This is a genomic window from Verrucomicrobia bacterium S94 (genome assembly GCA_004299845.1).
Taxonomy (GTDB): domain Bacteria; phylum Verrucomicrobiota; class Kiritimatiellia; order Kiritimatiellales; family Pontiellaceae; genus Pontiella.
This window is the reverse complement of sequence record CP036201.1, coordinates 939055-953041: the sequence shown is the minus strand read 5'-3', so window position 1 is coordinate 953041 and position 13987 is coordinate 939055. Positions and strand designations below refer to the sequence as shown.

Below are 13987 nucleotides of genomic sequence, written 5' to 3'. Positions count from 1 at the left end.
ATGTAAACTGTACCAAGGATCAGGGGATGTATAAATGACAGGAATAGACTGGATTATTGTATTTGGATTTGTGGTTCTACTGATTGCCATATCCATTGTTACGAACAGAATGACTAAATCCGTTGCCGGATTCCTGTCTTCGGAACGCCTTGCCGGCCGTTACCTGCTGACGGTGGCTCAGAGTATGGCCTTTCTTTCCGCCATCGGCATGGTCGGCCAGTTTGAAAGTTTTTACCGCAACGGCATCGGCGGTCAATGGTGGGGCATGCTGATGATGCCGGTGGGCATCATCGTGGCCCTTTCCGGCTGGGTGGTCTACCGCTACCGCCAGACGAGAGCCATGACCATGGCCCAGTTTCTGGAACAGCGTTACAGCCGCAAATTCCGTATTTTCGCCGGCATCACCGCCTTCTTTTCCGGAGTGCTTAATTGTGCCGTCTTCCCGATGGTAACCGCCAATTTCATGGTTTATTTCCTAGGAATTCCTCCTCAGTATTATCACCTCATCATGTTCATCATGGTGGCCTCCGCCGTCATTCTCGCGATCTCCGGCGGACAGAACACCATTATGGTAACAAGTTTCTTCCAGGGCATCATCACCAGTGCAGCCTGCGTCGCCATTGTCTGGTTTCTTGTGGCCCACTTCGGCTGGGACAATATTATGACCACCCTCTTCAATTCAGAAAACATCACGGCCGGCGGCACCATCGGACCGGACTGGTTCCACGATGCCGTAGCCCGTGTTATTCCCGATGCAGGCACCTATCCGGATATGATTGAAAGCGCCCGCCGTAGAGAAGGCGTTTCCATGATGAACCCTTTCAAACAGGGTGGACTGCCGGACTTCGGTATCTCTTATTTCGTCATGCTCACCATTCTCATGGTTGTTAAGACCGGCGTATGGCAGGGCGGCGCCGGATTCATGACCGCTGCAAAAACGCCGCACGAAGCGAAAATGGGCAATATCCTTTCCAGCTGGCGCTGGCTCATGATTACCGTCGGTACGGTCGCTTTCTCCATCGCGGCATACGTTTTAATATGGAATCCGGCCTACAGCGAAATCCAGGCGCAGATTCAGACGACTGTCGGCGAAATCAATGACCCGAACCTGCAGTCGCAGATGTTTGTTCCGATTGTAATTCGCAATATGCTTCCGCCGGGGCTGCTCGGCCTTTTCGCCATTTTCATGATCGGCGCAGCAGTTTCTACCGACGATTCGGCCTACCACTCCTGGGGATCCATCTTCCTGCAGGATGTCATCATGCCCTTCCGCAAAAAGCCGTTCACCACCGAAGAACATCTGAAATACCTGCGCTGGTCTATTGTCCTGATCGGAGCCATCTCCTTTATCTTCAGCTCCTTCTGGACCATGAAGGAATTCATCAACATGTGGTTTGAAATCACCGGAGCCATTTACGTCGGCGGCGCATCATGTGCAATTATCGGCGGTCTGTACTGGAAGCGCGGCACAACACAGGGGGCATGGACCGGACTGATCTCGGGCAGTGTGATTTCTCTGGCCGGCATTTTCATCAAACAGAAATGGCCGGAAATGATGTTCCCCGGAACCGATATCATCGTCAACGGAATGCACTGGGCCATCGTGGCCGTAGTGGTTTCCTTCACGCTCTATTTTATCGTCTCCCTGTTGACCTGCAAAAAACCGCACAATATGGATAAACTGCTGCACCGCGGTGAATATGCGGTGGAAGAAGCTCAGAAGGAAAAAGAAGCCAAGCAGGCTGAACAGGGCGAAATGCCCTGGATCCTCAAGGTCATCGGTGTCACGCGCGAATTTTCCAAATCCGATATTGTCATCTATATCACGATGATCCTCTGGACCACCGGCTGGTGCCTGACCTTTATTCTCGGCACCATCTACAACCTGGCTACGCCGATCACCTCCGAACGTTGGATGTTCTGGTGGACGGTCATGCTCGGTATTCAGGGCGTAGTGTCGATCGGAAGTGCCATCTGGTTCACCATCGGCGGTGCAGGCGATACTGTCTTTCTCTTTAAAAAACTGGCCACCCTTGAAGTGGATGAATCCGATGACGGCACCGTGGTACACGACGATTAATCTGTATATTGGACAGATCTTCCGGATAGTTTCCTCCCGAAGATCTTCTGTTAGAATTGATGCTTTGAAAACGGAGATACCATGAATATAAAACTGATTATCCTGTCCTTCCTGTTCGCCTCCGGCATCCAGGCCATTTCCGGCGCTTCCAGACCCCCGGAACAAAAACCGAACATTATTTTCTTACTGACCGACGACCAACGCTGGGATTCTGTCGGCTTCATGGGACAGAAAATCGGGAAAACCCCGAACCTCGACCAGCTGGCATCCGACGGCGTAGTGTTTGATAACGCCTTTGTCACCTCGGCCATCTGCACCCCGAGCCGCGCATGCTACATGCTCGGCCAGTTTGAAAGAAAACACGGAATCAACTTCAATTCCGGCACAGCTATGTCTGCCGAAGCATGGGCCAAATCCTATCCGGTATTGCTGCGCGAAGCAGGATACTTCACCGGTTATGTCGGAAAAAATCACATCCCGATCGGCGATAAAGGCTACCGCACCGGGCTGATGGACCGAAGTTTCGACTACTGGTACGCCGGCCACCACCACATCGGATTCTATCCCAAGGATTACCACAAAATCTTTGATAATGCGAAATCGGAAACACAGCCTGAAATTATTACGGAAAGTATCGACGCATTTCTGGATCCGGACTCCAACGAAGCCTTCATGAAAAACGCGATTCAGTTTCTCCAGAAGCGCGACGCATCAAAACCGTTCATGCTCTCCATCTGCATGAATCTGCCTCACGGCTTCAGTACGCAGAGCATGAAAATGAAACCGACTGATGATGCGCTTTACCGCACCGCCTATCGCGAATATCAGGATACCCTTCCCCTTCCCCCCTACTATGTGCCGAAACGCGATCTGAAAAAGAACAAGCTACCAAATGATCTGCTCCTTCAGGATCTGCGGCAGACCGGCTACAACTGGGTCGAAGACGAAGCCCAGACCCGCGAACGCATGATCCGCGTCATGCAGGCCGTCACCGGCATCGACCGTCTCGTCGGCAATATGCGCGACAAACTCGATGAACTCGGGATCGCCGACAACACCGTTATTATCTACGCCTCCGACCACGGCCTTTTCAACGGAGAATTCGGCCTCGGTGGAAAATCGCTCTGCTATGAAACCTGCATGAAAGTTCCCATGGTGATTTACGACCCACGCAAAAAAGGCGGTTTCCGCTCCGAAGAGCTGGTGCAGTCCATCGATGTTGCCCCGACGATTCTCTCCATTGCCGGTGTTCCCGTTCCGGACACCATGCAGGGAATGGATATGACCCCGCTGGTGGCCGGAGAAAAAACCGACTGGCGCGATGCCGCCTTCGGCGAAAACCTCTGGTCAACCATTTTCGGTAATCCCCGCTGCGAAACCGTGCGGACAAAGGAATTCCGTTACATCCGCTATTTTAAAAACGACAACCGTGCACGCCGCGAAAAAACCCCTCAGAAAGACTGGTATAGAGTATCCGAGGAATCAGCCGATCTCTACGCAAAATGGCTCACCGCCTCGATTAAAGGCGAAGAGGTGGTTTATGAAGAACTCTATAAAACCTCGGAAGACCCTTACGAAGCCAACAACCTGATCGACGACCCGGCCTATGCAGATGTTCTGCAGGAACTGCGCACCAAATGTAAACAGCTGGTAGCCGAAGCCAAAGGCGACATCAACACTCCTCCCTCCACCGTCCGGGTCACCCACGAAGATCTGAAAACACACTACCGCAAGTGGGAATAACCATGAGAAATTTAATCGCCCTTCTGCTGGGAACTGCAATGACCGCCTCCGCCTATATTCATGATATCCGTGACTATGGCGCAATTGGTGATGGTAAAACACTGTGTACCGCCGCTGTACAGAAGGCAATCGACAAAGCCTCGGCCAATGGGGGCGGCGAAGTGTTGGTAACCGCCGGCAGTTACATGATTGGCACCATCTATATGAAGGATAACGTAACCCTTCACATCACCGGCGGTTCCAAGCTGATTGCCAGCCCGAATATCAGGCACTTTGCAACCAACACGCACAAAAACATGTATAAAAATGAACCCCACATGGATCGCTGTCTGATCTTTGCACGCGGTGTGCATAACATCGCCTTCAAAGGAAGCGGAGCCATCGACGGCAACGGGGCCTGGAATAACTTTAATCAGGAAACCGGGCGCCCGATGATGATCCGACTGATGAACTGCACCAATATCCGGATGCATGACCTCACCCTGAAAAATCCGGCAGCCTGGACCTCCGCATGGCTCTACTGCCGCGATATTGTGGTAGAAGGAATTACGGTTATCAGCCGGGTGAATAATAACGGCGACGGACTGGACTTCGACGGTTGTGAAAGGGTCCGGGTCAGCAACTGCACATTTGACACATCAGACGATTCCATCTGCCTGCAGGCCTCCCGCAAAGATAAAGCCTGCCGGGATGTCGTCATCAGCAACTGCATCTTTGTCAGTAAATGGGCAGGCATTCGTATCGGTCTGCTCTCGCTGGGCGATTTTGAAAACGTCACGGTCAACAACTGCATCTTCAGGGATATTGAGGATGCCGGCCTTAAAATCCAGATGTGCGAAGGCGGAACCATGAAAAACATGACCTTTTCCAACCTGGTCATGAGCAATGTGCCCCGTCCAGTGTTTATGACCTTCGGGCAACAGCGTTGCTGCGTGGATACACCGAAAGGTGAACTGCAACCGATGAAAGAGATGAAAGGATTTGTATTCGACGGAATACAGATTGACTCATCCGCATGCGGAAAAGATTCAGCCATCGTCATTACCGGAATGCCTGGACATCCGATTAAAGACATTGTTTTCAGTGATGTTCAGATGACTACCGGCGGAGGCGGAACTGCCGCAGATGCCGCTAACAAGCTGAAAGAACTGACCCCTGACGTACTCGAAGGCTGGTGGCCGGAATACAGCCGCCTCGGTGCCACCGTTCCGGCTTTCGGCATTTATGCCCGTCACGTAGACGGTCTGGTGCTCAACAATATGCATATGAAAACCGCCAAACCGGATGCTCGGCCGGCCACTAAATTTGTTGATGTTAAAAACCTCACGGAAAATCCCTGATGAACAAAATTCTGCTTTCCATCCTTCTCGCAGCCTCCTCCCTCTTCGCCGCTCCGAAACCGAACATTGTCCTTATCATGGCTGATGATCTCGTTATAAATCCGGCATACAAAAAACGGGTTGAAAAGATGAAAAAGGAATATCTCGAAATCCGTACCGGCGGAATCCGCACCGCCCCCTATAATTTCCAGTAACCGGAAATTTATGTGACCCAGAGAGCCGGGGCAGTCTCAGAACTAAAACGGGGACCGGGACCTCCGATGATTGAGCTGCCTAAAGATTTTCAGAGAACTGCACCTGTGCGAATTCTGTGCTTCTTATACCAAACATTAAAACTATCCGATCCCGCGCAAAGGCGCTGAGCAACTGTGTCATAACTCAACCTTTATTTCTGCTTTTCTAAGTTCGGACTGCATGTGGATGAGCATTTTCCTCATCCCTGCGACCATTGCACATTTATAGGGTTTCCCGCGCGATTGGAGTCCATCGGTATAGGCTTTGATTACAGGATTATACATCGCTGCAGTTCTGGTCGCCATATACAGAGCTTTTCTGACCTTCGCACGCCCGCCTTTGATTTTTCGTTTTCCTTTAAATCTGCCGCTGTCTCTGTTGTAGGGGGCAACGCCGGCGAGAGCAACGAGTTCATTTCTGCTGAGCATCGTGATTTCACCGAGGAAGGCCATGATCATCCATGCGCTAACTTCGCCAACGCCTTTGATGGCAGTGAGACAGGATAAACAGGCCGACAGACTCTCATCGGATTTGATCAGTTCCCGGATGCGCTTCTCAATGGCTGTGATTTCTTTTTTCAGGACATTGAGCATGCGTTTGATAGAGGCATGGATGAAGTCCGGGGAGTTCCGGATCCGGTTCTTTTCCCGTGCACCCTGTTCTTTAAGGTGATCGCGCCTGTCGAGCAGGGCGATCAATTCCCTGCGCCGACTCGATACCGGAGCTGCAGGACGTAATTCCTTACTTTTTGCGAACTTGAGGATTACATCCGCATCGATCGGATCGGTCTTGGCCTGTATGCCTTCACTGGCCGCAAATGCCCTTATCCGGGCTGGATTGGCCCTGCAGATCGGTATATCTACTGCATGCATGCTCTCCGGCAACAGGCGTTCGTATCCGCCCGTTGCCTCACAAACAACAAAAGGCAGCTGAGCAGCTCTGGCTGCTTTAATTAAACGGGCAATGCCTTTTTCAGTGTTCGGGACATCAAAAGATCGTTCATCCGTCTGGATTTCCAGCGATTCTTTGCTAACGTCAACCGCAATCAGGGTTAATTCATGTTTCATGGTTTTTCTCCGTCTTGTAGAGGTGAGCTCAAAAGGCTCTGTCAACTGTTTGAGATAAAACCGGAGCAGCTTCGGAGGATCCCTGCTCTGCGATGAACGCTGCCTCCGGCAGGTTCTGGGCGCTGAATGATCTCTTCCGAAACCCCGCCGAGCTTTTCGTCAAAAGCCCGGCGGTTCCCTGGTGCTCCTGAGCTTACTTAACTGAGGAGCTTTTTTCCTCCCCTTTCTCCGACGAGTAATGGTTCCCATTCTCGAAAGGGGAAAAAGCTCACATGATGTCGGGAGAAACCTACAAGGACGCAGAGAAATTCAGTCACAAACGGCTCCGCGCGCTCTGCGTCGCTGCGCGGAATAACGCTGTCGTTAAGACCGGAATGTTTTAGTAAATGGAATTAGCGAAAGGCCTGGATTAAAATCCGGAGCTGATCCTTGCCTGCGGGAATGCGGAAAGGCCGATGCTGAACATAATCTGGTGTTCATTTTCATCGTAGAAATGATACCCCAGACCGTAACGCATGCAGCACCAGTTGGCGTAAATCATACCGGCAATCTCTTCCAGATCGTTGTCTTTGTCATTATACCGGGCATATCCTTCCAACGACAGGCGGGATTCCGGAAACAGTTCAAAACGCGGGGTCCAGAGCGATTCACGCTCCGTGCGGTACAGGTGTTCAATGCTGAGAATCAGATCGTCATAATCATAAGAAAATCGGGTATTGAAAAACGGAACCTCTCCGGAATTCCAGTCCACCACCCCTTCAATATCCACCATCACACGTTTAGTCAGCGGCATTCGTGCATCAATAAACAACGAATCAAAGTTATTTCCGGAACCATGATCCTCCACGAGATAATAAGTATACAGATCAAGATCAATAAACCGCGAAACCCGGTTATCACGTTTCGTCTGCAGTACATTCCTCAAACCAATTTTCACTTTATTTTCATCCTGCATCAGATCCACATCATCGAACCGGTAAAGATCTGAGCTATCGACGTCGCTGTCCTGATAAATATAATCTGCATAAGGCTGAATTTTATGGCGCAGCCCTTTCCCGTACCAGCGCTCGCGCTCCGACAGCACTCTGGCGGCCTCAAACGAAACCTGCATCCCGGCCCCCGGAATCTGGCGCATCTCTTCACCTCCGGCGACAGAATCACTGTAGTAAGTTGCGCGATACGTCGCACGAGGAACCAGGCTCAAAAATCCTAAACGTTGCGGGAGATAGAGCGAGTTCAGTGAATCCAGCCGGGTCGCATCATATTCCGCCATCGGATCAAGCGTTCCCGAAACCCGTTCCAGCTGGGCCACCGCATTTTCACTCTGAAAATAGAGCGGCGTACCCGGGATTCGGGTACGGTAGGCATCCAGAGAATATTCATAGCGGTCGGTATTGTTATAAAAATCATTCAGCCGCTTGTTAATGAACGCCTCAGTGCCCAGATAGCTGTTCCCGTAATCGAGCGAAAAATAGTTTTCCGGCTGGGCATAAGACCGGTACTCCCCTTTAAAAAACTCCTCGATCACAGCGGGATCGCTCAGATAATTCCATTTGGTATTTACATAGAACGTATCGTCAAAATACTGATGATGCTCCAGCTTCAGCCGGTAGCGGTCATCTCTGATTTCATCCCCGACCGTTCCGTCATAGCCCCCATCCGCTGGATCATACCGCGCATACTTATCCTGATCCTTTAGATAAAACCCGTGGAAAGTGCCTTCGACATTGGGATAATCCCAGTTAAACCCCTGCCCCAGCCCAACACCCCGCCTGGTGTAAAGATTCAGATCGGTTTCCGATTCAACCTGCTCCGTCAGAGGAACCGTTGCGGTAGTCAGCAGATACAGCCCCCATTCAGAGCCGACTCCACCCTGAAAAGAAAAAATCGGTTTGCTCAGCTTCTGACGCCAGTACGGAACATAGAAGACCGGCACTTTTCCGATATATACCGTAACCCCTTTCGCCTTCAGATACTCTTCATCAATCAGAAAGGCTTCTTCGGCTCTCACATGGAAGTGAGGATGATCTTTCGGACAGGTGGTGAACTCCGCCCCCTGCAACCGGAATTCATTGGTGGATACCCGTTGCACCTGATCCACACTCATAAGTACCGGATCAAAATTGAGGGTCGACGGACCAAAATCACCTTCCTGCTTGATATAGTTGTATTCCAGCTCAGAGCCGTGCCATTCAATATCTCCGCGCTTGAAAAAGATATCCCCTTCCATTTTCAGGTCACCGCTGGCCGTATTCCCCTCAACGCGATCAGCCCGGATAACCACATTCTCGAAACGGCCGGTTACGCCCCCGCTGGCAATGAGCGTATCATTTGTGAATTCAAGACGGGCGGCAGTCAGATCGAAAGGTTCATCCGGAATCTCTTTCGGCAGATCAAGATCGGCTGCCACCGCAGCGGCGGCCATTCCGCAGCAACAGAGAAACAGCACCGGTCTACCCTTCGACATCCTGTCCACCTTTCGTGAATGGAATCGGACGAGAACGCGGAGCTTCCGGAGTGCGGGCCTTGGCCGGCATTGCCAGAATCTTCTTCAGCTCTTCAATCCGTTTATATGCTTTCGGCACCAGTTTGCTTTTGGGATATTCCGCAATCATCTTCTCATAATAGATAATTGCCGCTTCCGGTTCTTTCGGTACCTGAGCATAAAATTCAGCTTCATTGAAAACCTGCTGCGCTTTCACCTCATAAAGCTTATTTCGCAACTTAATAATTTCCGTCCGGTATTCCGATTTCGGATAGGTTGAAAGAAAAACAGTAGTCGCCGTCAGCATTCGGTCCAGAATCTCCGGGGCGGCCGGATAATCCTTGCGTAGTTTGCGATAGCACTCAATCTGCTGCCACGCCGCCTCTTCGGCCAACGAACTGTCCGGATAGCGGTAGCCCAGCACTTCATAAGCACTGATCGCCTGTTCATACTCTTTCGAATCCTGGTTGCACTTGCCTACCATAAACTGGGCTTCCGGGGCCCGACTCCACTGCGGCCCGTTGCGCACCACTTTCTCAAAATATTCCACCGCGTATTCCGGGGCGCGATATCCGCCGAAAATCCACCGGAGACGACGACGGTTCATAATTTTAACCGCAATCTCATACTGTGCCTCCAGAGCCGAATCATAGTGCTCCATCTGTCCTGAATAATTATCGATCAGATACTGATAAGCCTCAAACGCCGCCTTCCATTCCTTGCGTTCAAACAGCATATCCGCGCGGGCCCGCGCGGCCCAGGGAGCCTCTTTGCTGTTCGGCCACCGACGGTACAGGTACATCATCCGGCGTTCCGCTTTTTTCAGCTGTCCCTTTTCACGCGTTTCCGATGCCAGCTTCCACTGAGCGGCAGGATTGTCCATTTTCTTATCGAACGCCGAACGCCAGGTGAACTGACCCTGGTCTTCAACCCAGTAGACCTTTTCGTCTTTCGATTGCTCCGTCATGTCCTGTACAGACACCTTGGTGTCCGCACCGACTCCCGACGCCTCAATTTGCTTAGCCTCCGACTGCGCGAAAACCGCCGTCGAACCGGAAATCAGAAAAAACAGCGAAGCCAGCAGAGTTGTTCGTGAAAATTGCATAATCCGGATAATGTAAATCAGGGTTCGTTTTCGGGCAATGGAAATACGCAACGAGTGAAACGGAAACGTATTTTTATAAGATCAAAAAAGAGCGCACCTCAATTATCACGCGGATTCATCAATAACTCTTCGCAAAAACCACGCGTCCCGGACTCGGACGGCCGCAGCAGATGCAGGCCCCCTCGCCGCTTTCAGCCCGGTCAAATGGAATACAGCGAATCGTCACCGATAATTCATCGTTAATCTTATCCTCACACTCCCCGCTTTCGCACCAGTGGCTCATCGCAAAACCGCCGTGTGCTTCCGGACGGTTTTTATTTTCCGGGGTAAAGAAGGCTTTGAACTCATCGTAGGAATCGATCTCCTTCGTATGTTCTGTCCGATGCTCCAGCGCACGCTGCAGCAGACAGTTCTGAATATCGTCCAGCGTTTTCACAATATTCGCCACAAATTCGTCTTTATCGACCCCCTGCTTTTCCATCGTATCACGACGCGCCATAAAGACCGAATTATTCGCCATATCACGCGGCCCTACCTCGGCTTTAATCGGAATACCTTTTTTGACCCAGCTCCAGCCCTTTTCGCCGGCATTGATGTCGCGGGAATCGATCACCACCTCTACATCCCGTTCATGATAACGCTGTTTCCGGAGGCTGGCGGCAATCTCCTCGCAATAGGTCAGAATCGCCTCGCGATCCTCTTCCTTACGGATAATCGGCAATAGAACAACATGGCTCGGAGCCAGACGGGGCGGCATGATCATACCGTTGTCATCACCGTGGGTCATAATCATACCGCCGATCAGACGCGTCGAAACGCCCCACGATGTCGTCCACGCATATTCCAGATTCCCCTCGCGGCTCGTGTACTGAATCTTCGACGCCTTCGCAAAATTCTGTCCCAGGAAATGACTGGTCCCCGCCTGCAGCGCCTTGCGATCCTGCATCATCGCCTCAATACACAGTGTGCTTACTGCACCGGGAAAGCGCTCTCCGGCAGTTTTCTCACCGGTCAGCACCGGCATCGCCATATACTCCTCGGCAAACGTTTTATAAACTTCGAGCATTCTGCGGGTCTCCTCCCACGCTTCCGCTTCGGTTTCGTGCGCCGTATGCCCTTCCTGCCACAGGAATTCCGCCGTGCGCAGAAACAGACGCGTGCGCATTTCCCACCGGACCACATTCGCCCACTGATTGATCAGCAGCGGCAGATCACGATAACTCTCCACCCACTTTGCAAATGTGGATCCGATAATGGTCTCCGATGTCGGGCGCACGACCAACGGCTCCTCCAGTTCGCCCGCCGGAATCAGTCCGCCGTCCGGCCCCTCTTCCAGACGATGATGTGTCACCACGGCACACTCCTTGGCAAAACCGTCGACGTGCTCGGCTTCTTTTTCCAGATAACTTTTCGGTATGAAAATCGGGAAATAGGCATTCACATGCCCCGTATCCTTGAACATTTTATCCAGCGAACGCTGAATATTCTCCCAGAGCGCATACCCCCATGGACGAATGACCATACAGCCGCGCACATCGCTGTTTTCCGCCAGCTCCGCCGCGCGTACTACCTGCTGATACCACTCCGGATAATTCTCGCCCCGCGTCGGGGTAATCGCCGTTTTCTTCTGCTTTGCCATAATATAAACCGGTTATCTGTTAATTGTTATCTGTCAACCATCGAGTAGGGATTATCTATCAACCATCTATCCCCGAACTATTAACGGTTAACGGCCGCGGATATCCCCAGCCAAAAACGAAGCGCGCAATCTACCCTTCCCGCCCCCGGAGTTCAAGCCCGCACACCGTACACCCCGCATTTCCGAATACAGACAAACCGTCCCCAGTCCCCGCCCTGAAAGGAAGTTCGGTATACAACCGGCTCAATTTCAGTGCAACGCTTTCGAGAACCGGTTCCGCAACTTCCAACGGGACCGGTTGCCCGCACAGATCAACACAACAGCTTCTCCCCACCTGGCAACCTTCGGATTCGCACTCAGAGCAACACCGGAACCATCCCCTCCGAAAGGGTTATTCACCGGCCGCTTCAATCTGAATCGTATTTTCGTGCACCAGTCACATACACGGCAACCGTCAGAATATCACCGCCGTCCACCCGAATGTGAAATCACGGCCAGACACCGCGCTTGAGATAAACTTCTTCGAGATGCTTCAGAGCTTCAACGTAGGCGGCCTGACGCAGGCTGATGTTCTGTTTACCCGAAATCCGCACCACGTCATGATAGGCCGCGATGAGTTTTTCCCGCAGTTTGGCATCCACCGTTTCGGCGCTCCAGTATTCGCTGTTCCGGTTCTGCACCCACTCAAAATAGGAAACAATCACCCCGCCCATATTCGCCAGAATATCGGGAATGATCGGAATACCCTTCTGCCGCAGAACTGCTTCCGCCGGAGGAGTCACCGGCCCGTTCGCTCCCTCCACAATCAGCCGGGCCTGAATTAAACCGGCATTGCTTTTCGTTACCACATTCTCTTTAGCCGCCAGCACCAGCACCTCAACTTTCTGCCCCAGAATTCCGCAACATCGTTCGTTTCATACTCAGGCTGAAAATCCTTAATCCCACGATGCTCCTGAACATATTCGGCAAGTGCCTTTGCAGAAATTCCATCAGGATTGATTAGCGTACCGGTATGATCATTCACTGCAACCAGTACCGCACCCTGTTCCTCCAGTTTCAAAGCCGCATGCGAACCCACATTGCCGAAACCCTGAATGGCAAAGGTTGCCCCTTTCAGCGGAAGTCCTGCTCCTTTTGCCCACTCTTCCACACAGTAGACCGCTCCGAAACCGGTGGCACTGGCGCGGCCGGCGCTTCCTCCGCAGGCAACCGACTTTCCGGTGACCACCGCTTTATCCTCGATTTTCCGACCATACAGATTGTGATAGGTATCCATCATCCAATCCATGTACCGGGCATCGGTCCCCATGTCCGGAGCCGGAATGTCATAGCTGGGGCCGATATTGTGTCCGAGAGCAACAGTAAAACGACGGGTAATCCGCTGATTCTCTTCCGGAGAGTGTTCATTCGGATTATACTTGATACCGCCCTTAGCCCCGCCCAGCGGCAACTTCGCCAGAGCACACTTCAGCGTCATCAGCATCGCCAATCCTTTCACCTCGTCCAGACTGACCTCCGGAGAAAAGCGCATGCCGCCCTTATAGGGGCCGAGCAGATTATTATGCTGAATCCGATACCCTTTAAACAACCGGTAGCCGCCATCATCCATTCTCACCGGGAAATGGATCATAAGCTCCCCTTTGGGCTGGCTTAAAATCGCATGGACTTTCCCATCAAGATTTATGTATGCCGCCGTCTCCTCAAACCGGTCACACACACTTTCATACAGTTTCGCGGAAGATTCGCTCATTACACACTCCAGTTTAATTATTCCGGAGTCTGCGGTGGAATCTTTTCCGATGCAAGACCGCTCAATGCAAATCCACAGACGGAAACATAAGCGGCCAACAAACCGCTGTAAAACCGATGCGAATCAGAACCGCATTCCCGGCTGCTTCAGATCAGGTCTCGCCAAAACCTTTCGGTTTCGGAATATCCACCGGAACTTCACCGCGGGCCTTCTTCGATGCGGCCCGAATGCCTTCTTTACGCAGAATCTCAACATAGAACGAAGTCACCCCCCGTTTTTCCGCATCGTTTATGTACTGATCGATTTCCGCCGGATGAATCACTTTCGCCTCCGCTTCGGTATCTCCGAACCGGCAGTCGAAATCCCAGAAATCCACCCCATCGGGAAGTTCCTTGCGGCGCTCCCGTCTGATGTATTTCCTGATCTCATGCTTTACCGCTTCTATCATACGCGGATATTTGATTTTCGGATGAGTCAGATTAAATGTCTTTTTCATAATAGCTGTACCTGTTCAGCTGAAAAAGGTCATCGACAGGCAGGGTGC

At 51.8% G+C, this 13987-nt stretch carries 11 protein-coding genes; 4 read left to right on the top strand and 7 right to left on the bottom strand.

The window, feature by feature from the left end:
• Positions 1 to 34 precede the first annotated feature (34 nt).
• The 4 genes from EGM51_04140 to EGM51_04125 all read left to right on the top strand — a co-directional run bounded on the left by EGM51_04140 (position 35) and on the right by EGM51_04125 (position 5357).
• Positions 35 to 2080 (top strand): sodium:solute symporter family protein, encoded by a 2046-nt coding sequence (locus EGM51_04140; GenBank protein ID QBG46625.1) that lies wholly within the window; start codon positions 35 to 37, stop codon positions 2078 to 2080.
• 81 nt (positions 2081 to 2161) lie between these two features.
• On the top strand, positions 2162 to 3823 hold the full coding sequence (locus EGM51_04135; protein QBG46624.1) for an acetylglucosamine-6-sulfatase: 1662 nt from the start codon (positions 2162 to 2164) through the stop codon (positions 3821 to 3823).
• A 2-nt stretch (positions 3824 to 3825) separates the two neighbouring features.
• Entirely contained in the window at positions 3826 to 5163 is a 1338-nt protein-coding gene (locus EGM51_04130; protein QBG46623.1) for a glycoside hydrolase family 28 protein, read from the top strand.
• Entirely contained in the window at positions 5163 to 5357 is a 195-nt protein-coding gene (locus EGM51_04125; GenBank protein ID QBG46622.1) for a hypothetical protein, read from the top strand. Before EGM51_04130 ends, EGM51_04125 begins: the two co-directional genes overlap by 1 nt.
• Positions 5358 to 5534: 177 nt before the next feature.
• Here the strand turns inward: EGM51_04125 and EGM51_04120 are convergent, their stop codons facing one another.
• From EGM51_04120 to EGM51_04090, 7 genes are all read right to left on the bottom strand, one after another.
• Complete coding sequence (locus EGM51_04120) at positions 5535 to 6464, bottom strand: IS110 family transposase (protein QBG46621.1); 930 nt, start codon at positions 6462 to 6464, stop codon at positions 5535 to 5537.
• A gap of 409 nt (positions 6465 to 6873) precedes the next feature.
• On the bottom strand, positions 6874 to 8931 hold the full coding sequence (locus EGM51_04115) for an LPS-assembly protein LptD (protein ID QBG46620.1): 2058 nt from the start codon (positions 8929 to 8931) through the stop codon (positions 6874 to 6876).
• Positions 8918 to 10054 carry an outer membrane protein assembly factor BamD gene (gene bamD / locus EGM51_04110; GenBank protein ID QBG46619.1) on the bottom strand — a complete coding sequence of 379 codons (1137 nt, stop codon included), beginning with the start codon at positions 10052 to 10054 and terminating at the stop codon, positions 8918 to 8920. Before bamD ends, EGM51_04115 begins: the two co-directional genes overlap by 14 nt.
• A gap of 118 nt (positions 10055 to 10172) precedes the next feature.
• Positions 10173 to 11693 carry a proline--tRNA ligase gene (locus EGM51_04105; GenBank protein ID QBG46618.1) on the bottom strand — a complete coding sequence of 507 codons (1521 nt, stop codon included), beginning with the start codon at positions 11691 to 11693 and terminating at the stop codon, positions 10173 to 10175.
• 488 nt (positions 11694 to 12181) lie between these two features.
• A complete protein-coding gene (locus EGM51_04100) occupies positions 12182 to 12589 on the bottom strand; it encodes a hypothetical protein (protein QBG46617.1) in 408 nt (135 codons plus the stop codon).
• Positions 12535 to 13443 (bottom strand): Glu/Leu/Phe/Val dehydrogenase, encoded by a 909-nt coding sequence (locus tag EGM51_04095; GenBank protein QBG46616.1) that lies wholly within the window; start codon positions 13441 to 13443, stop codon positions 12535 to 12537. The genes EGM51_04100 and EGM51_04095 overlap by 55 nt, the downstream gene beginning before the upstream one ends.
• 151 nt (positions 13444 to 13594) lie before the next feature.
• Positions 13595 to 13939, bottom strand: coding sequence for a hypothetical protein (locus tag EGM51_04090; GenBank protein QBG46615.1), 345 nt, complete (start codon positions 13937 to 13939; stop codon positions 13595 to 13597).
• Between the last annotated feature and the right edge of the window lie 48 nt (positions 13940 to 13987).

Bases quoted from the DNA above. Each gene is read 5' to 3' on its own strand.
- EGM51_04140 (QBG46625.1), top strand. From the start codon at position 35: ATGACAGGAATAGACTGGATTATTGTATTTGGATTTGTGGTTCTACTG.
- EGM51_04135 (QBG46624.1), top strand. From the start codon at position 2,162: ATGAATATAAAACTGATTATCCTGTCCTTCCTGTTCGCCTCCGGCATC.
- EGM51_04130 (QBG46623.1), top strand. From the start codon at position 3,826: ATGAGAAATTTAATCGCCCTTCTGCTGGGAACTGCAATGACCGCCTCC.
- EGM51_04125 (QBG46622.1), top strand. From the start codon at position 5,163: ATGAACAAAATTCTGCTTTCCATCCTTCTCGCAGCCTCCTCCCTCTTC.
- EGM51_04120 (QBG46621.1), bottom strand. From the start codon at position 6,464: ATGAAACATGAATTAACCCTGATTGCGGTTGACGTTAGCAAAGAATCG.
- EGM51_04115 (QBG46620.1), bottom strand. From the start codon at position 8,931: ATGTCGAAGGGTAGACCGGTGCTGTTTCTCTGTTGCTGCGGAATGGCC.
- bamD (QBG46619.1), bottom strand. From the start codon at position 10,054: ATGCAATTTTCACGAACAACTCTGCTGGCTTCGCTGTTTTTTCTGATT.
- EGM51_04105 (QBG46618.1), bottom strand. From the start codon at position 11,693: ATGGCAAAGCAGAAGAAAACGGCGATTACCCCGACGCGGGGCGAGAAT.
- EGM51_04095 (QBG46616.1), bottom strand. From the start codon at position 13,443: ATGAGCGAATCTTCCGCGAAACTGTATGAAAGTGTGTGTGACCGGTTT.
- EGM51_04090 (QBG46615.1), bottom strand. From the start codon at position 13,939: ATGAAAAAGACATTTAATCTGACTCATCCGAAAATCAAATATCCGCGT.